Origin of the sequence: Rathayibacter sp. VKM Ac-2929 (assembly GCF_022815495.1) — a bacterium.
GTDB classification, from domain to species: Bacteria; Actinomycetota; Actinomycetes; order Actinomycetales; family Microbacteriaceae; genus Rathayibacter; species Rathayibacter festucae.
On the sequence record NZ_JALGRV010000004.1, the window covers coordinates 417,423 to 443,921 of the forward strand.

The window sequence follows — 26,499 nt, forward strand, 5'->3', positions numbered from 1 at the left end:
CCCTGCAGACCTCGGCGTCCTAGCTTGGAGCGATCATGAATCGGAAGAGCGACATCCGGGAGTTCCTCATCTCCCGCCGCGGCAACCTGACGCCGGCCGACGCCGGGATCCCTGTCCTCGGCGGTGAACGCCGCGTTCCTGGTCTGCGTCGCGAGGAAGTGGCGATGCTCGCGGGAATCAGCGCGGACTACTACACCCGGCTCGAGCGCGGCGGACTGGAAGGCGCCTCGGACAGCATCCTGAACGCGATCGCGCGTGCCTTGCACCTCGATGACGTCGAACGGGAGCACCTGTTCGATCTCGCTCGGACAGCCCCACTCGCCCTCGCGGCTCAGCACGGCGACGCCTCCTCGCCCCCCGCTGTTCGCGAGTCGGTCCAGCGCGTCCTCGACAACATGGCAGTGCCTGCCGTCGTCATCGACGCCGCCCAGTCGCTCATCGCGTCCAACCTCGCCGGCCGCGCCCTCTTCGCCCCGCACTTCGAAGCGGAGCACCCCAACCTGGCGCGCTTCATCTTCCTCGACTCCCGAGCACGAGACTTCTACGAGGACTGGTCCCTCGCCTGCAGCCTCACTGCCGCGATGCTCCGGTTCGAAGCAGGTCGAGATCCCCTGAACGCCGAACTGACAGCACTCATCGGAGAGCTAGCCACGCGAAGCCCGCAGTTCCGGATCGATTGGACCGACCGCGACGTCCACGAGCACCGCACCGGACGGAAGATCTACCGGCATCCCGCTGTCGGCGACCTCGACCTCACCTACGACGTGTTCGAGATGCCTGGCGAGAACGGGCTGTCGATCACCACCTACACCGCCGATGACGGCTCCGACACCGCGGACAGACTCACCCTCCTCAGCAGCTGGGCGGCAACAGGCGCACTCGACTGAAACCCACCTCCGGCGAGAGCAGTCGCACTCCTGCTGAACCCTTCCTCTGCCTCGGCACAGGTGCGGAAGAACCCGAGGCGCTCACGAGCAGGTGAATCCCCAGCCCCACCCCTGCTCGCGAGTTCCCGCGACGAGCAAGCGCCATGGCTGCTTCGTCTCGGCGCACCCCGCCGAGACGAAGCGACCCGCGCCACCCATGGCACGACGTGACGAGACGACACGATGGACGACCTCACCCTTGCGATCGCCGCCGCTCGCCATCTCGCCGACCTCACAGCGCAAATGCACATCGACGCTCTCTGGCGCGCGAAGACGAATCCCGATGAAGCGCGTTGGATGCTCAACCGTCTCGCCGCCGGCCTCCGTCGCACCCGGGCCGCCCTCACTGCCACCCACGATCCCACTTGGTGGGACACGGCCACGCCGGACGACATCGCTCACACCTACCAGCTCGCACATCTCTGGAGTCGGGACCATCCCGACATCGCCGTAATGCAACGGCAGCTGCAGGCCACCATTGAGGCCCGGCACGCTCTCCGGTGACGCTATGCGCGTCCCGTATAGGGATCGTATACTGCATCAGTTCGTCGAGCGGTATGCGCCGCGCTTCGGCGTGGGCGGCAGTGTCTGTGGATCGCGGCGCTCGATGGCGGTCTTCCCGCGGCGTTCGGTGCCGCGTGTGGATGTCTTTAGGGACTAGGGCTTTTGTTCTCGTGGGGTAACGAAAGAGCCGGCCGCAGCGGCGAGGACGAGGACGGCGGCGGCGATCAGCATGCTGGTCCGCATGCCGTCGACGAAGTCGGACCCGGCGAGGAGGGCGCCGAAGACGGCGATGGCGACGGCGCCGCCGATCTGGCGGAAGGTGTTGAAGACGGCGCTGGCCGTGCTCGCCCGGTGCGGCGGGACACTGGCGAGGACCACGGCGGTCGCGGGCGGCATGGCGACGGAGCCGCCGGCGCCGGTGAGCACGAGCAACCCGCTGACGAGGAGCGGCGCGCCGAGCGGTGCGGCGGCGAGGAGTCCGAGGAGCCCCACGGCCATCGTGGCGAGCCCGCCGACGATCGGCAGGCGCGGTCCGAAGCGGTTGGCGAGCCGGCCGCTGACGATGTTGCCGACGACGGCGAAGGCGGCGGAGGGCAGGAAGGCGAGCCCGGCGAGCAGCGGGGTGAGGCCGAGGTGCTGCTGGAGGTAGAGGCTGACGACGAACACGGAGCCGAAGTTGCCGACCATGAACGCGAAGCCGACGAGGAGGGCGAGGCGCATGTTCCGGCTGCGGAAGAGGTCGGGCGGCATCATCGGATGGCGGGCGCGCTGCTGCACGACCAGGAAGCCGGACAGCGCGAGGACGGCGAGGGCGAGGCAGCCGAGGACGAGCGGGTCGTCGAAGCCGATCGCGCCGCCCTCGATCAGCCCGTACATCAGCGCGCCGAGCCCGGCGAGGGAGAGGGCCTGGCCGGCCAAGTCGAACGGCGGCGAGGTGGTGGGCGAGGGGGCGACCCAGCGCAGCAGGACGAGCATGACCGCGCAGACCGGGATGTTGATGAGGAAGACGAGCCGCCAGTCGATCGTGGTCAGCAGGCCGCCGAGGAGCGGGCCGACGGCGCCGGCGACCGCCCCGCCGACGGCCCAGACGCCGAGGGCGCGGGCGCGCTCGCGGGCGTCGGGGAACGCCTCGCGGATCAGCGCCATCGAGGAGGGCAGCATCGCGGCGGCCGCAGCGCCCTGCACGAACCGGGCGGCGATCAGCGCTCCGACGGTGGGGGCGAGGGCGCAGGCGATCGACGACAGCAGGAACAGGGCGATCCCGGTGCCGAGGGCGCGCTTCGCGCCGATCCGGTCGGCGAGGTTCCCGGCGAAGAGCAGCAGCGAGGCGAACAGGAGCGTGTAGCCGTCGATGATCCACTGCTGGCCGGTGGTGCCGCCGCCGAGGTCGTCGCTGATGCGGGTGAGGGCGACGTTGACGATGAGGATGTCGAGGGTGATCAGGAAGAAGCCGAGCGACGCGAGGAACAGGGTCCGTTTCGGGGAGCTGTGGCCGGTGTCGGTGGTGCGTGCGGGTGCGGGCGCTGTCATCGGTGCTGGTCGGTGGCGCTGCGCTCCGCGGGGCGGTCGGCGGTGGGGGCGATCCAGCTGGAGAGGAGGGTCATGGCCTGCGCGGTGGGGGAGTCTGGTTCGACGGTGTAGACGAGGAGGACGAGGCCGGGGTCGGTGGGCACGTCGAAGGTCTGGTAGCCGAATTCGAGTTCGCCGACGGTGGGGTGCTGGAAGTGCTTCGCGCCGCCGCGGTAGCGGACGACGTCGTGTGCTGCCCAGAGGGTGCGGAAGTGCTCGCTCTGGGTGGAGAGGGTTCCAACGAGGGCGATGAGGTCGTCGTCGTAGGGGTTCCGGCCGGCGGCGCCGCGCAGGAGGGCGACGGTGGTGCGGGCGGTGGAGTCCCAGTCGGTGATGAGGTCGCTGGCGCGCGGGTCGAGGAACGTGAATCGTGGGTGGCTGAAGGGTGCGGGTGCGGCTTCCGCGGCGGCCGGGTAGAGGGCCCAGCCGAGAGTGTTCGCGGCGACGAGGTCGATGCGCTCGTTCTGCAGGAACGCCGGTCCCGTGATGGAGTCCAGGACCGCCTGCAGCGCCGAGGTGACGCGGCTGCGCGCCGTGCGCTTCTTCGGCGCGGTGGTGCGGGTGCGGGTGGTGTGGACGAGGTCGAACAGGTGCTGGCGTTCGGTGTCGTCGAGCTGGAGGGCGCGGGCGATCGCGTCGAGGACTTCGCGCGAGGCGCCCTGCGTCTTCCCGCGTTCCAGCCGGTTGTAGTAGTCGACGCTGACGCCCGCGAGGTGGGCGACCTCCTCGCGGCGCAGTCCGGGCACGCGGCGGGTGCCGAGGAACATCGGGACGCCGGCCTGCTCGGGGCTGATCCGGGCGCGCCTGGTCGTCAAGAAGTCCTTGATCTCGTCTTCCAGCTTCACGCTCCGAGGCTATGCCGGACCGTTCCCGCGAAGGGTGTCCTGCCGGTACCTGGGTGCGGCGCACCCAGTGTTCACGGCGGCCTTCCCCGCCTTGCCGGGACAGCGTTCTCTGGAAGAAGCACGACGCGCGATCCCACCGCCCCCGGGCGGAGGGTCGTCGCCGGCCGGTGTCCCCGCCACGACGCGCACCGAGAAGCTCACTACCTCTGAACGGAGCACGACCATGAAGTACGTCCCCCTCGCTCGCACCGGCACCAGCGTCTCGAACCGGGCCCTGGGCACGATGGGCTTCGGCACCGAGACCCCCGAGGACGACGCGTTCGCTGTCCTCGACGCGTTCGTCGAAGCCGGCGGCAACCTCGTCGACACCTCCAACGTCTACGGCGGCGGCGTCTCGGAGGAGACCATCGGCCGCTGGTTCACCAGCCGCCCCGACGACGTCACCGACCGGGTCGTCCTCACCACCAAGGGCCGCTTCGGCACTGGACCCGACGCCAACGACACCGGCCTCTCCCGCCGGCACCTGAACCGCGCGCTCACCGCGTCCCTGCGTCGTCTGGGCCGGGAGAACGTCGACCTGTACCAGCTGCACGGCTGGGATCCGCTCACCCCGATCGAGGAGACGCTGAGCTTCCTCGACGACGCCGTGCACGCCGGGAAGATCACCTACATCGGCCTGTCCAACTTCACCGCCTGGCAGCTGCAGCTCACCCTCGACACCGCGAAGGCGATGGGCGTGCAGATCCCCGTCACCCTCCAGGCGCAGTACAGCCTCGCGTCGCGGGAGATCGAGTACGAGATCATCCCCGCCGCCCTTCACAACCAGGTCGGAATCCTGCCCTGGTCCCCGCTCGCCAGCGGCTTCCTCACCGGCAAGTACGACCGCGACCGGAAAGCCGGCAGCGACACCCGCGGCGGACAGGGGAACCCCCTGTTCGGCCACGTCCTCGGCGACCTCGCCGCGAAGGATCAGAACTGGGCCGTCGTCGACGCCGTCCGCACCGCGGCCACCGAGCTCGACGTCACGCCCAGCCAGGTCGCGCTGAGCTGGATCGCGAACCGCCCCGGCGTCACCGCGCCGATCATCGGAGCGAAGACCGTCCGCCAGCTCGAGCAGAACCTCGTCGCCGCCGACCTCGTCCTCGACGAGGACACCACCCGGCGCCTCGACCAGGTCAGCGCCCCCACCCCGAACGACTACCCCTACGGACCCTTCGGGCAGAAGCAGCGCGACCGCTACCGCGGATCCAGCGACCAGGTCCTTGGCGAACTGTTCAACTGACCTGGACGGCTGAGCATGGTCCTACGACCTCCTTGAAGTCCGCTGGAGCATGCTCAGCCCGTCCCGTAAGGGGATCGTTCACCGGTACGAAGTGGCGAAGCGGTTCTCGGGTCAGCGATCGAGGTCGACCGCCGTGAGCTGGAACACCGCGCAGCGCGGGGCCGCCGCGGCGAAGTCGTCGGGGCCCGCGTTCTCGCCGGCTTCGAAGATGCGGGCGGCGACTTTTCGTCCCTGGCTGTGCTGATGCCAGTAGGCGCGGAGGACGGGGCCGCGCTGCTCCTCGGGGAGCTCGGTGAAAGTGACTCTCTCGCGTCGCCGACCGCGCTGGATCTCGCCCTCGCCCGCCGCGCGGACGTTCTTCACCCACTCCATCCGCCGCCCGGCGACGACGTATCGGGCGCCCTCGAGAGTGACGATCGAGACGGGCGTGGAACGGGGTTGTCCGCTGACGCGTCCGCGGACGGTGAGGATCCTCGGCGGCCCGGCCGGGACGCCGAGTCGGTTCAGGAGCTTCACCGCAGCGTTGCCGTACTTGAGCAGGGGCGGGAGGTCCGGTCGGTCGTTCATTCTGGGTCCTTCGGGCGGGAGTCGGTGTCGTGGGCCTGGACCGCGGTGCCGATCGCGTGGAGCACGCGTCGAGCGGTGTCGACGTCGGCCGGATCGAGTCCCGCGGCGGCGTTCCCCGCCCAGGGCGCGGCGCGGGCGGCGGCGGCGGCGAGCACGGCGTCACCCTCCGGCGTCAGGGTGACGAGCTGCGCGCGCCGGTGGTGCGGGTTGGGCTGGAAGGCGACGAAGCCGTCGCGTTCGAGGTCGTTCACGATCCGCTGGACGTTCTGCCGGGAGAGGTCCAGGTCGCGGGCGAGCCACGCGACCGGCCGCGGCGCACCCGCGGCGAGGGCTCCGAGGATCTGCCAGCGCGCCGAGGTCAACCCGAGATCCGCAACGAGGCGGTCCCCGGACGCGGACAGCACGTTGCTGAGGTGGAAGACGCTGAGCACCAGATCCTGGAAGGGCGGGTCGTGCTCGGCGAGCTGCGGAGGGTGCATGCGACGAATATACGTCACCATACTGTCAAAATGTCACGCTAGTGACGGCAGGGGAGGCGACGCGCCCGTCCCGTAAGGGGGTCGTCGTCCGGCCGCCGAAGATGGCGTCTCGACGTGCCGAGATCTCGCGGCTCTCATTGTCTGTGGATCTCGGCTCTTCGTGGCGGTGTTTTCACGGGGCTTCGTGTCGTGACGCTTCTCCCGTCGGTGGTGATGGTCAGCGGGTGGCGCGGACGCGGTCGAGGTCCGCGCGGACGGGCGCGGGTTCCTGCTCGAGCGGCAGGTTCGCTTGGTCGAGCACTCCATCGACGGATCTGGCGGGGTCCGTGTCGAGGGCGGCGAACAGGGGGCTGAGGTCGTCCTGCTCGGGGCCGCGCTCGTCGAAGAGCTCGAAGGTGCGGCCCTCGGCGGCGGGGTCGGTGAGGGCGGCGACGAGGACGCGGGCGAGCTGGTCGCGGGCGATGGCGCCGTCGGCGGGGGAGCCGCTGCGGCGGGTGTCGCCCTGCAGCATCAGGATCTTCCGCTCGTTCGCGTCGTTGTAGTCGAACCAGCCGGGCCGGACGATCGTGTACCGGTTGCCGCTGGCGCGGACGAGGCGTTCTCCGCGGCGCTTCCACTCGGAGCTGGGGTGGCGGACTGTGACGCCGATGGTCGTCATCAGCGCGATGCGCACCGGGCGGCCGTTCAGGGCGCGGAGGACGTTGCGGACGGCGCCGTAGTTCACGGCCTCGGCGTGAGCGTTGTCGCCGTGGGTGAAGATCACCGCGTCGATCCCCTCGACCGCGTCGGCGAGGGTCGCCGCGTCGGTGAGGTCCCCGACGACGGTCTCCGCGCGGGGATCCACGTCGCTCGCGCGGGACGGGGTGCGCACGAGCGCGCGGGTGCGGTGTCCGGCGGTGAGGGAGGCGGTGACGACGTGGCGGCCGACGCTGCCGGTGGCGCCGACGAGGAGGACGGTGAGGGAGGGGTCGGTCATGAGGGTGCCTTTCAGGCCAGGCCGGAGGCACTGAGCCACTGGTCGACGTCGGTCGCCACGTCGGGGACGCCTTCGGCGACGTCTTCGCCGCGGACGGCGAGTCCGTCGCCGAGCTGCGCGCCGGTGCTGAGGTCTCGGTAGAAGGAGTCGGTGGAGCCCAGGCCGCTGACGGCGTAGGTGACGAAGGGGAGCAGTGTCTTCCCGGTGAGGTCGACTCCTTCGGTGAAGGTCGCGAGGACCATCGGCGGCTGCACGTTCCAGATCGGGCTGCCCAGCAGCACCGTGTCGTAGCCCGTGAGGTCGGGGAGGGGGTTCGCGATCGCGGGGCGTGCGTTGGTGTCCTGCTCCTGCACGTTGCGCGCCACGGTGGGGTCGTAGCGGTCGGAGTAGGGGTCGGCGGCCTCGATGCGGTAGACGTCGCAGTCGATACGGTCGCTGAGCAGGCCGGCGAGGACTTCGGTGTTGCCGACGTCGAGGGTTCGGCGGCCGCCGTTCCAGTAGTTCTCGCCCGGGCGGGAGAAGTAGGCGAGCAGGATCCGGCTGCTGGGGGTGGGAGTCACGAAGGTTCCTGTCGAGCTCGAAGGGGTCGGCGCGGGCGCGGCGGCGTCAGGCGTGGACGGGGAGGGAGGAGGCGCCGGGGTGGTGCAGGCGGCCAGCAGCCCGGCCGCGGCGGCGCTGATCGCGCCGGCCGCGGCGCTCCGCAGGAGCTGCCTGCGGGTGGGCTGGTGGACGGGCATGCTTACGCTTCGGCGCGGCCGGTGAGCCAGCGGACCATGTCGGGGTCGACGTGGGAGAAGAACTGCGATTCGCCCGCCTCGAGCTCGGCGATCTTCGCCATCTGCTCGTCGGTGAGCTCGAAGTCGAGGACGTCGAGGTTCTGCTGCATGCGCTCGGGCTTGACGGACTTGGACACGACCACGACGCCGCGCTGGACGAGCCAGCGGAGCACGACCTGTGCGACGGACTTGCCGTGCGCGTCACCGATCTCGGTCAGGACGGGGTTCGTGAACAGGTCGTTCTTGCCCTCGGCGAACGGCGCCCACGCCTCGAGCTGCACTCCCTCGGCGTGCAGCAGCTCCTGGTAGTCGACCTGCTGGTGGAAGGGGTTCGTCTCCATCTGGTTCACCGCGGGCACGACGTCGGCGAACGCGATGAGGTCCACGAGGCGGTCGGAGGCGAAGTTGGACACGCCGATCGCGCGGAGCCGGCCGTCCTTGTGGGCCTGCTCGAGCGCACGCCACTCGCCGTGGTAGTCACCGAAGGGCTGGTGGATCAGGTACAGGTCGAGGTAGTCCAGGCCGAGCTTCTGCAGGGACGTGGTGATCGCGTCGCGGGCGCCCTCCTCGCCGCGGCGCTGGATCCACAGCTTCGAGGTGATGAACAGCTCCTCGCGGGGCACACCGCTGGCGGCAATGCCGCGGCCGACAGCCTCCTCGTTGGCATAGGAGGCGGCGGTGTCGATGAGGCGGTAGCCGGCCTTGATCGCGTCGATGACGGCCTGCTCGGTGTCCTCGGCGGGGATCTGGAACACGCCGAAGCCGAGCTGCGGCATCTCAGCGCCGGTGTTCAGGGTGACGGTGGGGATGGTGCTCACGAGCATTCCTTCCAAGAAGCGGACCGGCTGCGGTTCCGCCGGTGATCCCATCCAACAGCGGCCCCTCCTTACGGAACAGGCAGCAGCGTTTGGTGTACTGGCAGTGTCTGTTTCACCCGGACGGGTCCGGCCTACGCTGACCCACATGGACACCGGAACCGAAGCGAGCGACTTCCTCCGCACCCGTCGCGACCGCATCACCCCCGAAGCGGCCGGCCTCACCGCCTCCGCGACGGGCCGGCGCGTGAAGGGCCTGCGCCGCGAGGAAGTCGCGACCCTCGCCGGGGTCAGCGCGGAGTACTACAACCGGATGGAGCGCGGGAAGCTCGCCGGCGTCTCCGAGTCCGTCCTCTACGCCGTCGCGAGGGCGTTGCAGCTCGATGACTCCGAGGAGCAGCACCTGTTCGACCTCGCCCGGGCCGCGAACGCCGAGCATGCCCTGACCCGTCCCACGCCCCAGCGCACCCCCGCGAAGTTCCGTGCCAGCAACCGGGTGCAGCGCATCCTCGACGGGATGAGCGGACTGCCCGCGTACGCCCGGAACGGCCGCACCGACATCATCGCGATGAACCAGCTCGGCGCCGCCCTCATGCCGGGCCTGGTTCCGAACGGGAACGAGCCGGCGAACCTCGCCCGGTACCTCTTCCTCGACCCGTCCTCGCAGGAGTTCTACGGCGACTGGGAGCGCGTCGCCCGCGACATGGTCTCCGCGTTCCGCATCGAAGCCGGCCGCACCCCCTTCGACCGGTCCCTGACCGACCTCATCGGTGAACTGAGCACCCGCAGCGACCCGTTCCGCACCTGGTGGGCCTCCCACAACGTGCGCCTGCACACCAGCGCCACGAAGACCCTGCACAACCCCACGGTCGGCGAGGTCGAGGTCACCGGCGAAGCGCTCACCCTCGCCAGCGAACCCGACATCACGATCATCACCTACGTCACCGAACCCGCCTCCGTGTCGGAAGAACGTCTCCGCGTCCTCGCCAGTTGGACCGCCAGCCCCACCCCGACCACGGCACCCACCAGAACCCAGTGACAGCGGCGGGCTCACCCCGCCCGCGTCACTGCACCCGCTCGACACCCCAGCCGCCCCGGCTATCGTCGTCGCGCCCATCGAAAGGATTCACGCCATGAAGTACACCCGCCTCGGCAACTCTGGCCTGAGAATCAGCAGCATCGCGCTCGGCTGCATGAGCTTCGGCGACCCCGCCAGCGGCCACCTCCCGTGGTCACTCCCCAAGGACGACGCCCTGCCGTACTTCCGGCAGGCCCTCGACCTCGGCATCACCTTCTGGGACACCGCGAACGTGTACTCCTACGGCGATTCCGAGCGCATCGTCGGCGAAGCGCTGCGCCAGTTCACCAACCGCGATGAGATCGTCCTCGCGACCAAGGCCCACTTCGGCGACACCGCTGGCAGTGGTCCGGGGCTGCGCGTCGCCGGCCTGTCGCGGAAGGCGATCATGCAGCAGATCGACGCGTCGCTCACCCGCCTCGGCACCGACTACGTCGACCTGTACCAGATCCACCGCTTCGATCCGGAGACCCCGATCGAGGAGACGATGGAAGCCCTCCACGACGTCGTCAAGGCCGGCAAGGCCCGCTACATCGGCGCGTCCGCGATGTGGACGTGGCAGTTCGCCACCATGCAGCACGCCGCGGACCTGCACGGCTGGACCCGGTTCGTCTCGATGCAGGACCAGTACTCGCTCCTCTACCGCGAGGAGGAGCGCGAGATGTTCGGCCTACTCGCCGACCAGGGCGTCGGCAGCATCCCCTACAGCCCCCTCGCGAAGGGCCGCGTCGCCCGCCCCGCCGGCGAGCAGACCCAGCGCTCCTCCGACGACCCGGTGGGCAACAGCTTCTTCGCCGACACCGAACGCGACCGCCCCGTCATCGACGCCGTGCAGCGCATCGCCGAGGCCCGCGGTGTGCCGATGGCGCAGATCGCGATGGCATGGGTGCTCAGCAACCCCGTCGTCGCCGCCCCCATCATCGGCGCGACAAAGCCCCACCACCTGGATGATGCGGCCGCAGCCGTCGACATCGAGCTCACCCCGGACGAGCACACCGCGCTCACCGAGCACTACACCGTGCGCGCCGCCGGCGGCTTCTGACAGCCACGCGACGCCCCTGCTGGCCACTGACGGCACTCAACGGTGGTGCTGCTTGTGGCTCAGTTGAACGCTGATCCGTTCAATGCCGGGTCGACAGGCTGAGCGCTCCAGCTACGAAGGAGGTCGAGGGCGTCGGCGGAGGGCGTTCCCGGTTCGGCGAGGTAGGTCGCGACGACGATCCCCGCGTTGGAGGGGACGACGATCGACTCGTAGGAGAGGGTCATCTCTCCGACGACGGGGTGCTTGATGCGCTTGGTTCCGGAGTTGTGGACGCGGACGGTGTGTCCGCCCCACCAGGTGCGGAAGTCGGAGCTTCGGGTGGCGAGTTCGCCGACGAGCGCCATGAGGGCCTTGTCGCTGGGGTCCTGGCCGGCGAGCAGACGCAGCGCGGAGACGGCTTCGCGGGCGCTGGTCTCCCAGTCGAGGTAGAAGTCCTTCGCACGGTCATCGAGGAAGAGGTACCGGGCGCCGCTCACGGGGGCTCCGTCGGCGGGGAACAGGTCGGGGAACACGGCGCGGCCGAGTGCGTTGGAGCCGGCGATGGTCGTGACGCGGTTCGTCGCGATCGCGGGGACGTCGCGCATGGTGTCCAGGAGCTGGGCGACGAGAGGGGACACGGCCGATTCCGGTTTCGCGCGCGGCTGCCGGCGAGCACCGGTGGCGGCGCGGGCGAGGTCGAACAGGTGCGCGGATTCCGCGTCGCCCAGCTGAAGGGCGCGCACGAGTGCGTAGAGGACGCTCTCGGAGACGCCGGAGAGGTCACCGCGCTCCATCCGCGTGTAGTACGCGGTGCTGACGCCGGTGAGCTGGGCGACTTCCGCACGGCGAAGGCCCGGGACGCGGCGCTCTCCGCCGAAGACGGTCAGTCCTGCCTTCTCCGGGGTGATGCGACCGCGCAGGGCAGTGAGGAACTGCTGCACGTCGTTCGGGGTGTCCATGCCGCTGACGGTAGCTCAGAGCCGTCGGCGGCTGGGAGTCACTGCTGGTCGCCCCCACCAGCGTGCTGGGGGCGAATGCTGGTGACTCTCACCCCGGGAGCATCCGCTCGTAGCGTCGAAGCATGACGAACACGAACATCACCCTGAACAACGGCGTCGAGCTTCCGGCCATCGGCCTCGGCGTCTTCCAGACTCCCCCCGAGGAGACCGTCTCCGCGGTCGCTGAGGCGCTGCGGGTGGGCTACCGCCACATCGACACCGCCGCCGCGTACGGCAACGAGGCGCAGGTCGGCGAGGGCATCCGCACCTCCGGCGTGCCCCGCGAGGAGGTCTTCATCGAGACGAAGATCTGGATCAGCGACTACGGCTACGACGCCACGCTGCACGCGTTCGAGAAGAGCGCCGCGAAGCTCGGCGTCGACACGATCGACCTCGTGATCCTGCACCAGCCGCTCCCGTCCGAGTTCGACCTGACCCTCGACGCCTACCGCGCTCTCGAGGAGCTGCACGCCGACGGCAAGATCCGCGCGATCGGCGTCAGCAACTTCACCACCGACCTGCTCCAGCAGCTCCTGGACGCGACCACGATCGTGCCGGCGGTCAACCAGATCGAGCTGCACCCCTACTTCCAGCAGAAGGACCTCCAGGCGCTCCACGCCCAGCACGGCATCCTCACCCAGGCGTGGTCGCCCATCGGCGGCGTCACGACCTACATCCCGGGACAGAACAGCGCCCTCGACAACCCCACCCTGGGCGAGATCGCGGCCGAGCACGGCAAGTCCCCGGCGCAGGTCATGCTCGCCTGGCACGTCCAGGAGGGCCGCTCCGCCATCCCCAAGTCGACCAAGGCCGCCCGGATCGCGGAGAACTTCGACGTCTTCGACTTCGAGCTCACCGCCGACCAGCTCGCCGCGATCGACGCCCTCGACGCCGGAGTCCGCAGCGGCCCCCCGGTCGAGTCGATCACCCGCGAGGCCTACGCCTTCGAGATCCCCGAGGCGTAACCCCTCCTCCACGGGTGGGCGGCCTCGCGCCGCCCGCCCATGACCTCCCCACCCCACTTCTTCTCCTGACAGGACACTCGCAATGGACTACACCCGCCTCGGCACCTCCGGGCTGAAGATCAGCCGGATCACTCTCGGCTGCATGAGCTTCAGCGACCCCGGCCCGATGGCCGACTGGTCGCTCGGTGAAGAAGGGGCCGCCCCACTGTTCCGCACAGCGGTAGAGCTCGGCATCACCACCTGGGACACCGCCAACGTGTACGGGATGGGGACCTCCGAAGAGATCGTCGGCCGCGCGATCCGGGAGTACTCCAGCCGCGAGGAGATCGTCCTCGCGACGAAGATCTACTGGCCGATGAGCCAGAACGCCGGCGGCGGCGGGCTCAGCCGCAAGGCCATCTTCGAGCAGGTCGACGCGTCCCTCACCCGTCTCGGCACCGACTACGTCGACCTGATGCAGATCCACCGCTTCGACCCCGAGGTCCCCGTCGAGGAGACGATGGAGGCGCTGCACGACGTCGTCAAGGCCGGGAAGGCGCGCTACTTGGGCGCGTCGAGCATGTGGGCGTGGCAGTTCGCCAAGATGCAGACGGCAGCCGAGCTGAACGGGTGGACGACCTTCATCTCCATGCAGGACCAGTACAACCTCGTTCAGCGCGAAGAAGAGCGCGAGATGCAGGGCCTGCTCGCCGACCAGGGCATCGGCAGCCTGACGTGGAGCCCTCTCGGAGGCGGCATCGTCGCGCGCCCGTGGGGCGATAAGAGCACCACTCGCGCGAAGTCCTACCCGAGCGTCGACCAGTTCGGTCGGCCTCTGTTCCTGAACTCCGACAAGGCCATCGTCGACGCCGTCGAGGCCATCGCCGCCGACCGTGGCGTGGCCATGGCGACCGTCGCGCTGGCCTGGGTACTGAAGAACCCCGTGATCAGCTCCCCAATCATCGGCGCCACGAAGGACAAGCACCTCACGGACGCCGTCGCCGCCCTCGCACTCACGCTCACCGACGACGAGATCGCCGCCCTCGAGGGCCCCTACACGCCCCGCGAACCCACGTTCTTCTAGGCCACCAGCGAGGTGGGCTGGCGGCCCTGCCGCCGGCCCACCTCGCAGAACAGGAACACACCATGACCCAGCAGCACCTGACCGTCCTCGTCGTCGGATCGACGGGAAGTATCGGCACCCTCGTCGTCGAGCAGGCCGTCGCCGCGGGTCACACCACCCGCGCCCTCGTGCGGAAGACGCGCCGCGCCAAGAACCTCAACCCGCGCGCCCAGATCATCGTGGGTGACGCCACCAAGATCGACACTCTCCGCTCCGCCCTCGAAGACGTCGACGCGGTGATCTTCACCCACGGCAGCTCCGACGGGGAAGCGCCAACTACGGGGCCGTGAGAAACGTCCTCGAAGCGCTCGACGGCACGCCGATCCGCATCTCGTTGATGACCTCGATCGGCGCCACCGCGAGACACGACATGAGCGACTGGAAGCGTCGAGGCGAACGCCTCGTCCGCGCCAGCGGCAACCAATACACCATCATCCGACCCGGGTGGTTCGACTACAACGGCCCCGGCGAGGACCGCATCCTGATGCGCCAGGGAGACGATCGCTGGACCGGATCCCCCGCGGACGGCGCCATCGCCAGACGCCAGATCGCCCGCGTCCTCGTCGCCGCTCTCACCGACCCGAACGCCGCCCACCGCACCCTCGAACTTGTCTCCGAGCACGGACCCGAGCAGGACGACCTCAGCCCCGCCTTCGCCGCCCTCGACCCCGACGCCGCGGACTCCATCGACGGCATCCGGGACCAAGTGAACATGCCCCTCGCCAACGAGCCCGCCTCCGTGCGCCGGGACCTCGACGCCCTCACGAGCGGCACATGAACGCCGCGGCCCGCGCAGAAGCACGACCGTCCACGGCGATCGTCGTCGGCGGGTCCCTCGCCGGCCTGATGACGGCGCTGACGCTCTCGCGAGTCGGAATCACCGTCACCGTCCTCGAACGCAGCGGCCCCGTCCGCAGCCGCGGCGGCGGCCTCTTCATCCCCGACGGCCTCGTCGAACAGGTCACCGGTTGGGGCAGCCGCACCGACCAGCCCACGGCGCCGACATCACTGATTGCTGGAATGCACTCCTGGCACACCGTCTACACGGCACTCCTGCACGCCGCCGAGCACGACCCCGCAGTCACCCTCGTCCACAACACCCGCGCCGTCACCGTCGGCCAGGACGAGACCACTGCCTGGGTGACCGCCGACTCCGGCACGTTCCACGCCGATCTCGTCGTCGGCGCCGACGGCCACCGGAGCGTCGTTCGACGCGCAGTCGCTCCCGACCACGAAGACGCGACATTCGCTGGCTACCTGGTCTGGCTCGCCAGCATCAACGAGCAAGACCTGCCCGTCAGCGTGCAGGGCGACCGCCGCTTCGATGACGGCGTCTTCCTCGGCTCAGACGCGCTACTCGCCGCCGGATCCTTCCCCGGAGCCGACGGAACGGCGACCCCAGGTCACCGCATCATCGGGTGGGCGATGTACGACAGCACCCACAACGACTTCCTGATCCGGAACGGTCACGTTCGCAACGACACGGTCCACCACTCCGTGAGCCCACAGGACATCACCCCTCCGCTCCGCCGCGAGCTGACAGCCATGGTCGAGTCGCGCTGGCCCTCACCCTGGCGCGAAGCCATGATCACCAGCCTGCGAGAGAACATCGTCCTTGGCACGCCCATCACCGAGTACGTCCCGACCCGTCTCGTGGATGGACGACTTGCGATCATCGGAGACGCCGCGCACGTTGCCACACCCATGACCGGCCGCGGCTTCACGGAGGCTCTCAACGACGCCGAAGCTCTTGCCGACGCCCTCGACCACGCACGCCGCACGCACTCCAATACCGCGAGCACCACGACCGCTCTGCTCCGCTACGAGAAGAAGCGCCTCCGCCGCGCGCGCAGCACGGTCGAATCTGGTCAGCACTTCAGTCGGCGCTTCCGTCCCGCCGCGTGACCGCGAGGCGCTTAAGGGCGTCCCGTATGGGGATTGCTCGGTGCGACACTCTTGGCAGACCGGGCGACTAGGCCCGCCCGCCCCGATCTAGGGTGGGCAGATGAGTCGTCGTTCTGTTGCACTCACTCTTCTTCTGGCTGTCGTGGGCACCATGACCGCCTGCGCGCCGGACCCAGTGGATCGCGCGCAACTCGATCAGTGGCGCTCGGATCGTCAGGCCGACATCGACGCGGACGGTCCTTTTCTCGCGGTGCTGTCGTCCGAATCGACCGCTGGGCAGGAAGGCGATCGGGTGGAGGCCGTCTTCGACCGACCAGAGTTGCCAGGCGCCATCACCTTTGAATGCTTTGGAGACGGCACGGTCGAGTTGCAGCTCGATTCCGCTTCTACAACAGGTGCGGCCAACACGACGACGACGACGACTGTCGAGGCAGTGGACTGCGCAAAGGGTCCGCACGCGATCGACCCGGCCTCTCTCGGCACCGACCCGATCGGCCTGGTCGGCGTGGCCACAACGAACGCCGATCACGACACGTCATGGTTCCTAACAGTGCGCGCGGCGCAGAGCACTCCCTAACGGCTCACCGCTCAAGTCAGCTCCTGCGAAGCCAGCTAGGTCATCCCGTAAGGGGATCGGTGACCGGTACACGTGCTGACAGCTTGATGAGCCGTATGGGTTTTGCCGCTTCGTGGCCGTCTTTTCTACGTGCTTCGTGTCGCTCGCTCGCGCCGGAAGCGGTGATCGTCTGACAGTTCGCGTCGACCATCTCGGTGCTGGCGTGTGGCACTTGCGTTGATAGTGCCGGAAGCCGTCAGTAGCTGGAGGCTGCCGTCGCTGCGTCGAGTGCCGTGGCCGTGCCGAGCGCGATCAGCGACTTGTCGGTCGCGACGGCGACCCGCGGGAAGCCGAGGGCGCGTAGCTGTCGCGCGCGCTCCGGGTCGCCGGCGTACGCGCCGGCGCTCTTCCCGGCGCGTCGGGCGGCGGCGGCGATCCTCGGCAACGGGTCCTCGGGTCCGTCCGCGGCGAGCAGGTCGGGCAGCTCCTGACCGAGTCCGATCGAGAGATCGAACGGACCGACGAAGACGCCGGTGACTCCCGGTAGCGCGAGAATCTCCTCGACGGCGTCGAGGCCGGCCTGCGTCTCGATCATCAGCCACAGGGCCGGCCGCGCCTCGGCGGCCGACGGGGGTACGGTGCCCCAGAGGTCGCTCATCGGGCCCCAGCTGCGCCGGCCGAGCGGCGGGTAGTGCGCGGCGCGGGCCGCCGCGGCCGCGTCCTCGACCGACTCGATCATCGGGACGACGACGATGTCCGCTCCCGCGTCGAGGGCACGGCCGATCAGGGGATCGGAGAGTCCTGCGACCCGGACGGCGACGGGAGGCCGCTTCCTCACTGTTGCCAGCGCGAGCATGGTGGCGATCACGGCGGTGTCGTCGAAGGCTCCGTGCTGAGCATCCAGCGCCAGCCAGGCGGGCCCGCCGCGCGCGATCTGCGCGACGGTCCGCGGCTCGCCGAGCCAGCACCACACTCCGTCGGCTCGACCGTCACCGAGAATCTGTTCCGCGTTCACGGCGTCGATCTTTGCGTGGTCATGAGCTCGAGTCCAGGCCGGTCCGGGTCGCCGTCGATTCACGAGGGACGAGTTGCGCGCGGGGAACGTGCCCGGTCGGAGGGGCCTCTCCGAGCGCGGCGCTGAGCGCCAGTTGTGCCACGTGTCTTCCGAGGCCCTCGTCGTCGATGAAGACGCTCGAGAGCGAAGGGACGAAGAGTCGTGCGAGCGGGGCGTCGTCGTGGCCGACGACGGAGAGCTGCTCCGGTACGGAGATCCCCAGGCGCAGGGCTGCTCCGACGACGATCGCGGCGATCTCATCGTTGTAGGCGACGACGCCGTCCACGCCGTTCGCGCGCCATGCGGACACCACGTCACGCGCGGTCTCCGCATCGATGCGCACGCTGTCGAGAGCGTCCATTCCGAGAGCGTCGCAGGCTGCCGACGCGATGCGGTGTCGGGCTGTGGAGATCTCGGAGAGCCGGACATCCGTCGGGGCGGCGAACGCCAGTCGTTGTCGCCCCTGCTCAACCAGGTGGTTCACCTGGAGGCGCGGGCCGTCTCCCCAGGAGAAGCTTTCGTCGCTCAGCGGCTGATCCGGACCCTGGATCACCGCTGTCACTCCTGCAGCGCGGATCATGTCGGCCTGCTCGCGGGTGAAGGGGACCATGCCCAGGACGACATCAGGTTGCAAGGTCTCCCAGAGGGGCCGTGCTCTGCCACCGGCGTGAGGCGTCATGGTGACGAGGGAGTAGCCGGCTTCGTCCAAAGCTGTCGATGCCTGGTCGATGTGCCGGCTCATGGAGTACTCCATCGGCCAATCGGGCAGCACCAGGAGGACGATCTTGCTTCGTCCGCTGGCGAGGGCTTTGGCTGCCAGGTGGGGCCGGTATCCGAGGCGCTGCGCGGCGGCGATGACCTTGCTCTTCGTCATCTCGGAGATCGTCTGCCCGGGTGTCGAGTTCAGCACGAACCCGACAGTGGCTCGCGAGACACCGACCTCGCGCGCGATGTCGGCAGCGGTGACTCGTCGGTCTGCCGTCGTCTGGGTCATGGGTCCCTCCGATCGGAGCCTATCGCTTGACCGCGCTAGTCGTTCGGCGGGACGGACCGAAAAATCACTTGCACGCGCTAGCCGGGGAGCGCTAACCTCGCGCTACTAGCTCGCTCTAGTTTCCGATCTGCCTCTGACAATGGAGTCCTACATGGCCACGCCCGCACGCGACGTCCCACCCACCGGAGCTCCCGCTCCGTTCCCGATCCCCTCGGCACCTGCCGCCCAGGAGGAGACGACCGCGGCGGAGCAGACTCCGCCTGCCGAGCAAAAGGTCAGCGCTCTCTACATCTGGCTCCAGGTTCTCGGGCAGTTCGGCGTCTTCATCGCCTTCATCACGCCGCTCGCGATCTCGCTCTCCATCCGCCTCGCCGAGCTCGCTCCTGGCCGGGAGGAGTACCTCGGCTACATCACCGGTTCGGGCGCCCTCGTCGTGATGCTGACGGGGCCGCTGCTCGGAACGCTCAGCGACCGGACCCGGACTCGTCTCGGTCGTCGTCGCCCGTTCCTGATCGTGGGCACTCTGCTGGGAGTCGTGTCCCTGATCGTCATGGCGCTCGCGCCGAACCCTCTCGTGCTCGGCGCCGGATGGATCCTCGCTCAGCTGGGCTGGGGTCAGGTCTTGGGAAATCTGCAGATCTCGATGGCCGACAGGCTCCCGGAGAGCCAGCGCGGGAAGGTCGCAGGCCTCACCGGCTTCGCCACCCAGGTCGCGCCGGTGTTCGGTGTCGTCATCGCCGGAGGGTTCGCGAGCAACTCACTGCTGCTCTTCCTGCTTCCCGGTGCGGTCGGAGTGTTCTTCGTCGCGCTGTTCGTCCTGTTCATCAAGGAGCAGGACAGCCGCGGCAACGTCTTCGACGAGCGCCTCTCACCCAAGACGATCTTCAGAAAGTACATCTACAACCCGCGTCAGTACCCGGACTTCTCCTGGGTCTGGCTCGGCCGCTTCCTCTTCTACTTCGGTCTCACCCTCAACACGACCTTCACCGCGTTCTTCTTCGCTTCTCGCCTGGGCGTGGAAGTGGTGGACGTCGCACCGATCATCGCGACCATGGGCCTGTTCGGCATTCTGGCGACGACCGTAGGCGCGCTCGGCGGCGGATTCCTCTCGGACCGCCTGCGTCGCCGCCGCACCTTCGTCCTCCTCGGTTCTGTGCTCTTCGCTGTAGGCGCGGCAGTCGCCGCCTTCGCGACCGACGTTCCCCAGCTGTACATCGGCTCGCTGCTCACCTCGGTCGGCATCGGCGTGTTCGCCGCCGTCGATCAGGCCCTGATGCTCGACGTGCTCCCCGAGAAGGAGACCAGCGCCGGCCGCTACCTGGGCATCATCGGCTTCGCCGTCTCGATCCCGCAGGCCGCGGCACCCTTCATCGCCCCGGTGTTCCTCGCCGTCGGCGCCAGCGCCGCAGGCGACAAGAACTACACCCTGCTCTACCTCATCGCCGGCGCTTTCACGATCATCGGCGGTCTGGTCGTCATGCGGGTCAAGTCTGTCCGCTAGCAACCGACCGCTTCTCGGATCCCTCGTTCCTCTCGACTTCTGGAGCTCTTCGCAATGCCCGCAGCCTGGACCGCCCCGTTCATCACCCCCGTCGCCTCGCGCGGCGCCACCGACGAGCCCGCCTCCTACCTCCGACGCGAGTTCGCGATCGAGCAGGCGCCGGTCCGCGCGACACTGCGGGTCTCGGCGATCGGTCTGATCGAGCCCCACCTCAACGGCGAGGTCATCGGAGACGAGGTGCTCGCGCCGGGGTGGACCTCCTACCGTCATCGGCTCGTCGTGAGCAGCCACGACGTCACCGACCGCGTCACCGTTGGCGCGAACACGATCGGGCTCGTCCTCGGAGAGGGCTGGGCGCTCGGACGCCTGGGCTGGGAGGGCAAGCGCAACCACTACTCGGACCGCCCCGCCGCATGGGTGCAGCTCGAGCTCGAGAACACCGACGGATCCGTCCACGTGATCGATGGCAGCGACGGCTTCCGAGCCGGCCGCGGGGGCGTGCTCGCGAACAGCATCTACGACGGCGAGGTCTTCGACGCTCGACTCGAACCCGCCGGATGGGACCGTCCCGGCTTCGACGCCTCCGGCTGGGGAGAGGTCGAGACGTTCGACTGGCCACTGGATGCACTGGTCGAACCGATCGCTCCGCCCATCCGGCGCACTGAGGAACTCGCCCCGGTCCAGATCCTGACCACCCCCGCCGGCAAGACGGTCGTGGACTTCGGCCAGAACCTCTCAGGCTGGGTCCGACTGACCGTGTCCGGGGAGCCAGGGGCGACCATCACCCTCCGGCACGCAGAGGTGATGACCGGGGGAGAGATCGACCTCGAAACCCTCCGCACCGCAGCGGGAACCGACCGGTACACCCTCCGCGGAGGAGACGTGGAGACGTGGGAGCCGCGCTTCACGTTCCACGGCTTCCGCTACGTCGAGATCGACGGATGGCCTGGACAGCTGACCCCGGGCGCGGTCCGCGCGATCGTCGTCCACTCGGACATGCCGCGCACCGGCTGGCTCGAGACTTCGGAGCCGCTGCTGAACCAGCTGCACTCCAACGCGGTCTGGTCGATGCGCGACAACTTCGTCGGGGTCCCCACCGACTGCCCCCAGCGCGACGAGCGCCTGGGCTGGACCGGCGACATCAACGCCTTCGCTCCCACCGCAGCGTTCCTCTTCGACGTGCGCGGAGTGCTCGGCTCCTGGCTGCGCGACCTCGCCGCCGAGCAGAAGGAGAAGGGCTTCGTGCCGTGGGTCGTGCCGGACGTGCTCTCCACTCCGTCCTCACCGACCGCGCTCTGGAGCGACGTGGCCGTCAGCCTCCCCTGGGCGCTCTACCGCGAATACGGCGACACCGGCATCCTCGCCGACGCCTACGACTCGATGACCGCGTTCATCCGCCAGGTCGCCGAGCTCCTCGACGAGCGCGGGCTCTGGAGCACCGGCTTCCAGTACGGAGACTGGCTCGACCCCGACGCTCCTGACGACAACCCCGCCGGCGGCAAGACCGATCGGCACCTCGTCGCGGCCGCCTACCTCTGCCGCACCACCCGCGAGATGGCCGACACGGCCCGCCTTCTGGGCCGCGGCGACGACAGCGCCGAGTTCGACGCCCTCGCGCGGCGCGTGAGAGCCGCCTTCCTCGACGAGTACGTCACCCCCCGCGGACGAGTGGTCAACGAGACAGCGACCGCCTACGCCCTGGCGATCACCTTCGACATCCTCGATGAGGCTCAGAAGCAGCACGCCGGCGACCGGCTCGCCGCGATCGTCGCGAAGGCCGGCTTCCACATCTCCACCGGATTCGCCGGCACACCGCTCGTGACCGATGCACTCTCCTCCACCGGGCACCTCGACGAGGCGTACCTGCTGCTCCTCGAGACCGGCTGCCCGTCCTTCCTTTATCCCGTCACGATGGGAGCCACGACCATCTGGGAACGGTGGGACTCCGTCCGACCCGATGGGAGCATCAACCCCTCCGGGATGACCTCGCTCAACCACTACGCGCTCGGCGCGGTTGTCGACTGGATGCACCGCACGATCGGCGGACTCACCGCCCTCGACGCCGGCTACCGCTCCATGCGCATCGCCCCCCAGCCCGGGAGGAAGCTCACCAGCGCGTCCCTGCGGCACGCGACCGTCTACGGAGACGTGCACGTGCGCTGGAGCATCACCGGATCGCAGGTCGACGTCTCGGTCAGCATCCCGGAGGGAACGACCGCCGAGGTCGTCCTGCCGAAGCACCCCGACGCGCTGACGATCCCTGTCGACGCAGGCGAGCACGACTGGAGCTACGAGATCGACGTGTCCACGAGCACCGCGGTCTACGATCTTGGCTCCACTCTCGGAACCCTGGCCGCCGATCCGAACGCGTGGCGCCTGTTCACCGACGTGTTCGGCAGCTACTACCCCGGAGTGCCGCTGGACGGCGCCGCCCCCGAGGCCGCCGCGATGTCCGTCGCCACGATGCTCGAGTACATCCCCGGAGTGGCGGACGAGTTCCGCACCGACCTCGTCAACGCCCTCACCGCCGCATCCACCGGAGCCCCCGCATGAACATCGACATCAGCACCCTGACCCTCGATCAGAAGGCTTCGCTCCTCTCCGGCCACGACTTCTGGTCGACGACCGCGATCGAGGACGCCGGCATCCCCTCGCTCGTCCTCACCGACGGCCCGCACGGCATCCGCCGTCAAGCAGGAGATGCCGACCACCTTGGCATCAACGATGCTCTGCCATCGACGTGCTTCCCGCCGGCCGTCGCCGTCGGCTCCAGCTGGGACCCGGAGATCGCGGCGCAGGTGGGTGCCGCCGTCGGCCGCGAGGCGCTCGCTCTGGGTGTCGCCGTCGTGCTCGGTCCCGGGGTGAACATCAAGCGCTCACCGCTGTGCGGGCGCAACTTCGAGTACTACTCCGAGGACCCCCTGCTCTCCGGCGTCCTCGGCGCAGCTCATGTGAAGGCCATGCAGGACGTCGGACCCGGCGCCTCCGTGAAGCACTTCGCCGCGAACAACCAGGAGCACGAGCGGATGCGCATCAGCGCCGACGTCGACGAGCGCACCCTCCGCGAGATCTACCTCCCCGCGTTCGAACGAGTCGTCACCGAAGCCGCGCCCGCCACCGTGATGTGCTCCTACAACAAGATCAACGGGGTCTACGCCTCCCACGACCGGTGGCTCCTCACTGACGTGCTCCGCGACGAATGGGGATACCAGGGCGCCGTCGTCTCCGACTGGGGCGCGGTCAGCGACCGCGTCGCCGGCGTCGAGGCCGGAATGGATCTCGAGATGCCCGGCAGCGGCGGAGGCACCGACCAGCAGATCATCGACGCCGTCCACAGCGGCGAACTCGACGAGAGCCTCGTCGACGCTTCCGTCGCCCGAGTGCTCGCCCTCACCGACCTCCCGCATACCGCCATCGGCGATATCGACGTCGACGCGCACCACGCGCTCGCGCGCACCCTCGCCGCGGACTCGGTCGTCCTCCTCAAGAACGACGGCGACGTGCTCCCGCTGGCAGGCCCGTCCCGGCTCGCGGTCATCGGCTCCTTCGCCACCACGCCGCGCTTCCAGGGCGGCGGCAGCTCCCACATCAACCCCACCCGCACCGACGCGGCGCTCCACAGCATCCGCGACCTCGCCCTCGAGCGCGGTGTCACCGTCGAACACGCTGACGGCTTCCTGCTGACGGAGGACCCCGACGCCGAAGCCCGGCGCTCACTCGCCGTCGACGTCGCCGGTCGCTGCGACACCGCGATCGTCTTCGTCGGGCTCGGCGATCGTGAGGAGTCCGAGGGCTTCGATCGCGACACGCTCTCCCTCCCCGAACCGCAACTCGCGGTGATCAGAGCGGTCGCCGAGGTCGCGCCCCGAACGGTCGTCGTCCTCTCCAACGGCGGAGTCGTCTCGCTCGAGGGCTGGCACGACGACGTCGATGCGATCCTCGAGGGCTGGCTGCTCGGGCAAGCCGGAGGATCTGCTCTGGCGGACATCCTCTTCGGGATCGTCAACCCGTCCGGCCACCTCGCCGAGACCATCCCGCTGCGGCTGCAGGACAACCCGAGCTGGAACAACTTCCCGGGCGAGCAGGGACACGTCCGCTACGGCGAAGGTGTCATGGTCGGCTACCGCCACTACGAGACCGCCGGCACCCCCGTCCGCTATCCCTTCGGCCACGGACTCAGCTACACCAGCTTCGCTGCCTCCGACCTGCAGGTCACAGCGACCGGCACCGACACCGCCTCGGTGCGCCTGACCGTGACGAACACGGGAGGGATCTTCGGGAAGCATGTCGTCCAGCTCTACGTCGCCACCGTCGCCGGCCCCGTCCGCCGACCCTCCCGCGAACTGCGCGCCTTCACGAAGATCGCACTCGAGCCGGGGGAGTCGCAGACCGTCCAGTTCACGCTCGAACGTCGCGCCTTCGCCTACTGGGACATCGAGCTCTCCCAGTGGGTCGTTCCGGCCGGCGACTACACCGTGCAGATCGGCGACTCCGTCGCGAGCATCAGCACCGAAGCGACCATCGCTCTCACCGGCGACGTCCTCCTCCGCCCGCTCACGATGGACTCGACCGTCGGCGACTGGTTCGGCCACCCGATCGTCGGACCGGCACTGATGGAGGGCCTCTCGGCCGGCATGAGCGAGGAGCAGCGTCAGCACGCGCAGGAGAACCCGAACGATCTGAAGATGGTCGAATCGATGCCCATGCAGCAGTTCCTCGCCTTCACCGGCGGCGCGTTCCCCCAGGACGCCCTCGAGCAGCTGATGGCGCTGAGCGCCGTCGAGCCCGCAGCGGCGTAAAAGAGGACGAGTCCTTCTCCTCGCTGACCGGTCCTGCGCCGGACACCGTCCAGCTGCCTCCGTCGTCCGCTTCAGTCGGCGGCCCCTCATCCTCGAGCGAACGGAGCTCCGGCATGTTCACAGGTGACCACTCGCACAACTCGAATCGAATCCGCTCGCCTCTCCTCCCACGGAAAGCAGCCGCACCGCGCACGTGTGACCACACGCGCTCGTCGCGCCTACAGTCCAGGCGCCCGCTCAGAGTACGACGCAGGGCGTCGCGGCAAGCGTCCCGTATGGGGATCGCCTAGCGGTCGCCCTCCGCGCAGACTGAGCCCGTGACGTCGGTAGAACTACTTAATGCGCGCCCCCGAGACGACGCGCAGATGGAGTCACTCTTCAGTTCGGGGTGGCCGGCGTTCATCTCCGCCGACCGCCTCGCGGAGGAGCACCTGCCGCACGTCCGCGAGCGATTCACCCGGTTCGAGCTCGTGGTCCTCGATGAAAACGTGCCGGTCGCCGCGGGCTGGGCGGTGCCGATCCGGTGGGACGGCACCCGCGAGGGTTTGCCCACCGGGTACGGAGACTCCCTCCGCCAGGCGCTCGAGGATGAGGACGAGGCGACGACTCTCGTCGTCTGCGCCGCCCAGGTGCATCCGGATCGCACCGGCGCCGGGCTCGTCGGGACGCTGCTCGGCGCGTTCCGCGACCTCAGCGTCACGAGCGGGTTCGAGCACGTGATCGTGCCGCTGCGCCCGACGATGAAGCCGCGCTACCCGCTGACCCCGATCGACGTCTACGCGGGCTGGACCCGTGAGGACGGGCTGCCGCTGGATCCGTGGCTGCGCACGCACGTGCGGATGGGCGCGAGCGTCCTCGACGTCGCCCCGCGATCGCAGGTGATGACCGGCACCGTCGCCCAGTGGGAGGAGTGGACCGGGATGGTGCTGCCGTCGTCGGGGGAGTACGTGATCCCCGGCGGCCTCTCGACGCTGCGCCTCGACCGCGACGCGGACGAGGGGACCTACGTAGAGCCGAATATCTGGGTGCAGCACCGTTGATCCGGCGCCGTCCCGTTGGGGGATGGATCACCGAGACGGCGTCTGGTCGGTCAGCTCCGTGCGCCACCAAGCCGACAGGTGATCGAGCGCGGCAGTGCTCGCCTTCGTCAAACGCGTGCGGGTTGCTTCCCGATCAGCACCGGTGAGGACCGCGTCGCCGATGGCTTCGGTGGTCTGCTGCACGACCGCGACGAGTGCGGCTGCTTGAGCACGCCGAGTCATCGAGTCCATCCCCGTGCCAGCCAATTCCGCTGCAACCGCGGTCGTGGCGTCGCTGTAGAACTCCAGAGCCCGGCGCCGGAGCACTGTGCTGAGTCTGCACTGAGCGGGGAACTCCCCTCGTGCCAGGGTCGGATCCTCCTCGACGTACCGATCGATGTCCTCGAGGACGACGGCGCGCATCGCGTCGGCCGGGGACTGCTGGGCGCCTCGCTCGGCGACCGCGGCTCGGATCCTCTCGAGCACCTCGTCCGCTCGATCGAAGACGAGATCGGGCTTGGTCGGGAAGTAGTTGTAGACCGTCTGATCCGAGACGGCAGCGGCACGCGCGACGTCCGAGATGGACACCTCGTCGTACCCGCGCTCAGCGAAGAGCCGTGCCGCGACGTCGCCCAGGCGCGCGCGGGTCTCTCGCTTCCTGCGCTCTCGAAGTCCCGACGCGACCACCGTGCCTGCTTCCCCCATCACGCCAGTCTGCCACGAAGAGTTGAGTGACTCAAAGTTTCTGTTACGGTGACGAAGTTCGAG

At 69.2% G+C, this 26,499-nt stretch carries 26 protein-coding genes; 15 read left to right on the forward strand and 11 right to left on the reverse strand.

Annotated features, from left to right (window positions below; genetic code table 11):
- The first annotated feature begins 35 nt into the window (after positions 1 to 35).
- Both MT355_RS14500 and MT355_RS14505 read left to right on the forward strand, forming a co-directional pair.
- The gene (locus MT355_RS14500) at positions 36 to 887 is read left to right on the forward strand and encodes a helix-turn-helix transcriptional regulator (RefSeq protein WP_243600045.1); all 852 of its coding nucleotides are present in this window, start codon (positions 36 to 38) and stop codon (positions 885 to 887) included.
- 222 nt (positions 888 to 1,109) lie between these two features.
- Positions 1,110 to 1,430 carry a hypothetical protein gene (locus MT355_RS14505; RefSeq protein ID WP_243600046.1) on the forward strand — a complete coding sequence of 107 codons (321 nt, stop codon included), beginning with the start codon at positions 1,110 to 1,112 and terminating at the stop codon, positions 1,428 to 1,430.
- Between the two features lie 153 nt (positions 1,431 to 1,583).
- Here MT355_RS14505 and MT355_RS14510 read toward each other — a convergent pair whose 3' ends face one another.
- Positions 1,584 to 2,960 (reverse strand): MFS transporter, encoded by a 1,377-nt coding sequence (locus MT355_RS14510; protein WP_243600047.1) that lies wholly within the window; start codon positions 2,958 to 2,960, stop codon positions 1,584 to 1,586.
- Positions 2,957 to 3,844, reverse strand: coding sequence for a helix-turn-helix transcriptional regulator (locus MT355_RS14515; protein ID WP_243600048.1), 888 nt, complete (start codon positions 3,842 to 3,844; stop codon positions 2,957 to 2,959). Before MT355_RS14515 ends, MT355_RS14510 begins: the two co-directional genes overlap by 4 nt.
- Before the next feature lie 223 nt (positions 3,845 to 4,067).
- On the opposite strand from MT355_RS14515, the gene MT355_RS14520 reads away from it, so the two are divergent.
- The gene (locus tag MT355_RS14520; protein ID WP_243600049.1) at positions 4,068 to 5,126 is read left to right on the forward strand and encodes an aldo/keto reductase; all 1,059 of its coding nucleotides are present in this window, start codon (positions 4,068 to 4,070) and stop codon (positions 5,124 to 5,126) included.
- A gap of 111 nt (positions 5,127 to 5,237) precedes the next feature.
- Here MT355_RS14520 and MT355_RS14525 read toward each other — a convergent pair whose 3' ends face one another.
- The 5 genes from MT355_RS14525 to MT355_RS14545 all read right to left on the reverse strand — a co-directional run bounded on the left by MT355_RS14525 (position 5,238) and on the right by MT355_RS14545 (position 8,733).
- The gene (locus MT355_RS14525; RefSeq protein ID WP_243600050.1) at positions 5,238 to 5,693 is read right to left on the reverse strand and encodes a nitroreductase family deazaflavin-dependent oxidoreductase; all 456 of its coding nucleotides are present in this window, start codon (positions 5,691 to 5,693) and stop codon (positions 5,238 to 5,240) included.
- The gene (locus MT355_RS14530) at positions 5,690 to 6,172 is read right to left on the reverse strand and encodes a MarR family winged helix-turn-helix transcriptional regulator (protein WP_243600051.1); all 483 of its coding nucleotides are present in this window, start codon (positions 6,170 to 6,172) and stop codon (positions 5,690 to 5,692) included. The genes MT355_RS14525 and MT355_RS14530 overlap by 4 nt, the downstream gene beginning before the upstream one ends.
- Before the next feature lie 217 nt (positions 6,173 to 6,389).
- Positions 6,390 to 7,148, reverse strand: a complete 759-nt coding sequence (locus MT355_RS14535; RefSeq protein ID WP_243600052.1) for an SDR family oxidoreductase — start codon at positions 7,146 to 7,148, stop codon at positions 6,390 to 6,392.
- 11 nt (positions 7,149 to 7,159) lie between these two features.
- A complete protein-coding gene (locus tag MT355_RS14540; RefSeq protein ID WP_243600053.1) occupies positions 7,160 to 7,708 on the reverse strand; it encodes a flavodoxin in 549 nt (182 codons plus the stop codon).
- Positions 7,709 to 7,887: 179 nt separating this feature from the next.
- Positions 7,888 to 8,733, reverse strand: coding sequence for an aldo/keto reductase (locus MT355_RS14545; protein WP_374204663.1), 846 nt, complete (start codon positions 8,731 to 8,733; stop codon positions 7,888 to 7,890).
- A gap of 154 nt (positions 8,734 to 8,887) precedes the next feature.
- On the opposite strand from MT355_RS14545, the gene MT355_RS14550 reads away from it, so the two are divergent.
- Both MT355_RS14550 and MT355_RS14555 read left to right on the forward strand, forming a co-directional pair.
- Positions 8,888 to 9,778, forward strand: coding sequence for a helix-turn-helix domain-containing protein (locus tag MT355_RS14550; RefSeq protein WP_243600055.1), 891 nt, complete (start codon positions 8,888 to 8,890; stop codon positions 9,776 to 9,778).
- A 94-nt stretch (positions 9,779 to 9,872) separates the two neighbouring features.
- Positions 9,873 to 10,859 (forward strand): aldo/keto reductase, encoded by a 987-nt coding sequence (locus MT355_RS14555; protein WP_243600056.1) that lies wholly within the window; start codon positions 9,873 to 9,875, stop codon positions 10,857 to 10,859.
- A 59-nt stretch (positions 10,860 to 10,918) separates the two neighbouring features.
- Here MT355_RS14555 and MT355_RS14560 read toward each other — a convergent pair whose 3' ends face one another.
- Positions 10,919 to 11,797 (reverse strand): helix-turn-helix transcriptional regulator, encoded by an 879-nt coding sequence (locus MT355_RS14560; RefSeq protein WP_243600057.1) that lies wholly within the window; start codon positions 11,795 to 11,797, stop codon positions 10,919 to 10,921.
- A 122-nt stretch (positions 11,798 to 11,919) separates the two neighbouring features.
- Between MT355_RS14560 and MT355_RS14565 the strand changes: the two genes are divergently transcribed.
- The 6 genes from MT355_RS14565 (at position 11,920) to MT355_RS14585 (ending at position 16,385) form a co-directional block, all read left to right on the forward strand.
- Entirely contained in the window at positions 11,920 to 12,801 is an 882-nt protein-coding gene (locus tag MT355_RS14565; RefSeq protein ID WP_243600058.1) for an aldo/keto reductase, read from the forward strand.
- Between the two features lie 82 nt (positions 12,802 to 12,883).
- Positions 12,884 to 13,864: an aldo/keto reductase gene (locus MT355_RS14570; RefSeq protein ID WP_243600059.1), complete on the forward strand. Its 981-nt coding sequence runs from the start codon at positions 12,884 to 12,886 to the stop codon at positions 13,862 to 13,864.
- Between the two features lie 62 nt (positions 13,865 to 13,926).
- On the forward strand, positions 13,927 to 14,193 hold the full coding sequence (locus tag MT355_RS21330; protein WP_279392413.1) for an NAD(P)H-binding protein: 267 nt from the start codon (positions 13,927 to 13,929) through the stop codon (positions 14,191 to 14,193).
- Positions 14,190 to 14,681: an NAD(P)H-binding protein gene (locus tag MT355_RS21335; RefSeq protein ID WP_308197397.1), complete on the forward strand. Its 492-nt coding sequence runs from the start codon at positions 14,190 to 14,192 to the stop codon at positions 14,679 to 14,681. The genes MT355_RS21330 and MT355_RS21335 overlap by 4 nt, the downstream gene beginning before the upstream one ends.
- Positions 14,678 to 15,808 (forward strand): FAD-dependent monooxygenase, encoded by a 1,131-nt coding sequence (locus MT355_RS14580; protein ID WP_374204661.1) that lies wholly within the window; start codon positions 14,678 to 14,680, stop codon positions 15,806 to 15,808. Before MT355_RS21335 ends, MT355_RS14580 begins: the two co-directional genes overlap by 4 nt.
- A 142-nt stretch (positions 15,809 to 15,950) precedes the next feature.
- Positions 15,951 to 16,385, forward strand: coding sequence for a hypothetical protein (locus tag MT355_RS14585; RefSeq protein WP_243600061.1), 435 nt, complete (start codon positions 15,951 to 15,953; stop codon positions 16,383 to 16,385).
- Between the two features lie 235 nt (positions 16,386 to 16,620).
- Here the strand turns inward: MT355_RS14585 and MT355_RS14590 are convergent, their stop codons facing one another.
- Positions 16,621 to 17,379, reverse strand: coding sequence for an HpcH/HpaI aldolase/citrate lyase family protein (locus tag MT355_RS14590; RefSeq protein WP_243600062.1), 759 nt, complete (start codon positions 17,377 to 17,379; stop codon positions 16,621 to 16,623).
- 19 nt (positions 17,380 to 17,398) lie between these two features.
- Positions 17,399 to 18,412: a LacI family DNA-binding transcriptional regulator gene (locus MT355_RS14595; RefSeq protein WP_243600063.1), complete on the reverse strand. Its 1,014-nt coding sequence runs from the start codon at positions 18,410 to 18,412 to the stop codon at positions 17,399 to 17,401.
- A gap of 151 nt (positions 18,413 to 18,563) precedes the next feature.
- Here MT355_RS14595 and MT355_RS14600 point away from each other — a divergent pair, with 151 nt between their 5' ends.
- The 4 genes from MT355_RS14600 (at position 18,564) to MT355_RS14615 (ending at position 25,752) form a co-directional block, all read left to right on the forward strand.
- Positions 18,564 to 19,913 carry an MFS transporter gene (locus tag MT355_RS14600; RefSeq protein ID WP_243600064.1) on the forward strand — a complete coding sequence of 450 codons (1,350 nt, stop codon included), beginning with the start codon at positions 18,564 to 18,566 and terminating at the stop codon, positions 19,911 to 19,913.
- A 54-nt stretch (positions 19,914 to 19,967) separates the two neighbouring features.
- Positions 19,968 to 22,466 (forward strand): alpha-L-rhamnosidase, encoded by a 2,499-nt coding sequence (locus MT355_RS14605; protein ID WP_243600065.1) that lies wholly within the window; start codon positions 19,968 to 19,970, stop codon positions 22,464 to 22,466.
- The gene (locus MT355_RS14610; protein ID WP_243600066.1) at positions 22,463 to 24,712 is read left to right on the forward strand and encodes a glycoside hydrolase family 3 C-terminal domain-containing protein; all 2,250 of its coding nucleotides are present in this window, start codon (positions 22,463 to 22,465) and stop codon (positions 24,710 to 24,712) included. Before MT355_RS14605 ends, MT355_RS14610 begins: the two co-directional genes overlap by 4 nt.
- 365 nt (positions 24,713 to 25,077) lie before the next feature.
- Entirely contained in the window at positions 25,078 to 25,752 is a 675-nt protein-coding gene (locus MT355_RS14615; protein WP_243600067.1) for a hypothetical protein, read from the forward strand.
- A gap of 27 nt (positions 25,753 to 25,779) precedes the next feature.
- Here MT355_RS14615 and MT355_RS14620 read toward each other — a convergent pair whose 3' ends face one another.
- Positions 25,780 to 26,436 (reverse strand): TetR/AcrR family transcriptional regulator, encoded by a 657-nt coding sequence (locus MT355_RS14620; protein WP_243600068.1) that lies wholly within the window; start codon positions 26,434 to 26,436, stop codon positions 25,780 to 25,782.
- Positions 26,437 to 26,499: the final 63 nt, after the last annotated feature.

Excerpts from the sequence above, each read along its gene's own strand:
- MT355_RS14500 (WP_243600045.1), top strand. The coding sequence starts at position 36 with ATGAATCGGAAGAGCGACATCCGGGAGTTCCTCATCTCCCGCCGCGGC.
- MT355_RS14505 (WP_243600046.1), top strand. The coding sequence starts at position 1,110 with ATGGACGACCTCACCCTTGCGATCGCCGCCGCTCGCCATCTCGCCGAC.
- MT355_RS14510 (WP_243600047.1), bottom strand. The coding sequence starts at position 2,960 with ATGACAGCGCCCGCACCCGCACGCACCACCGACACCGGCCACAGCTCC.
- MT355_RS14520 (WP_243600049.1), top strand. The coding sequence starts at position 4,068 with ATGAAGTACGTCCCCCTCGCTCGCACCGGCACCAGCGTCTCGAACCGG.
- MT355_RS14525 (WP_243600050.1), bottom strand. The coding sequence starts at position 5,693 with ATGAACGACCGACCGGACCTCCCGCCCCTGCTCAAGTACGGCAACGCT.
- MT355_RS14530 (WP_243600051.1), bottom strand. The coding sequence starts at position 6,172 with ATGCACCCTCCGCAGCTCGCCGAGCACGACCCGCCCTTCCAGGATCTG.
- MT355_RS14535 (WP_243600052.1), bottom strand. The coding sequence starts at position 7,148 with ATGACCGACCCCTCCCTCACCGTCCTCCTCGTCGGCGCCACCGGCAGC.
- MT355_RS14550 (WP_243600055.1), top strand. The coding sequence starts at position 8,888 with ATGGACACCGGAACCGAAGCGAGCGACTTCCTCCGCACCCGTCGCGAC.
- MT355_RS14555 (WP_243600056.1), top strand. The coding sequence starts at position 9,873 with ATGAAGTACACCCGCCTCGGCAACTCTGGCCTGAGAATCAGCAGCATC.
- MT355_RS14560 (WP_243600057.1), bottom strand. The coding sequence starts at position 11,797 with ATGGACACCCCGAACGACGTGCAGCAGTTCCTCACTGCCCTGCGCGGT.
- MT355_RS14565 (WP_243600058.1), top strand. The coding sequence starts at position 11,920 with ATGACGAACACGAACATCACCCTGAACAACGGCGTCGAGCTTCCGGCC.
- MT355_RS14570 (WP_243600059.1), top strand. The coding sequence starts at position 12,884 with ATGGACTACACCCGCCTCGGCACCTCCGGGCTGAAGATCAGCCGGATC.
- MT355_RS21330 (WP_279392413.1), top strand. The coding sequence starts at position 13,927 with ATGACCCAGCAGCACCTGACCGTCCTCGTCGTCGGATCGACGGGAAGT.
- MT355_RS14580 (WP_374204661.1), top strand. The coding sequence starts at position 14,678 with ATGAACGCCGCGGCCCGCGCAGAAGCACGACCGTCCACGGCGATCGTC.
- MT355_RS14595 (WP_243600063.1), bottom strand. The coding sequence starts at position 18,412 with ATGACCCAGACGACGGCAGACCGACGAGTCACCGCTGCCGACATCGCG.
- MT355_RS14600 (WP_243600064.1), top strand. The coding sequence starts at position 18,564 with ATGGCCACGCCCGCACGCGACGTCCCACCCACCGGAGCTCCCGCTCCG.
- MT355_RS14605 (WP_243600065.1), top strand. The coding sequence starts at position 19,968 with ATGCCCGCAGCCTGGACCGCCCCGTTCATCACCCCCGTCGCCTCGCGC.
- MT355_RS14610 (WP_243600066.1), top strand. The coding sequence starts at position 22,463 with ATGAACATCGACATCAGCACCCTGACCCTCGATCAGAAGGCTTCGCTC.
- MT355_RS14615 (WP_243600067.1), top strand. The coding sequence starts at position 25,078 with ATGGAGTCACTCTTCAGTTCGGGGTGGCCGGCGTTCATCTCCGCCGAC.
- MT355_RS14620 (WP_243600068.1), bottom strand. The coding sequence starts at position 26,436 with ATGGGGGAAGCAGGCACGGTGGTCGCGTCGGGACTTCGAGAGCGCAGG.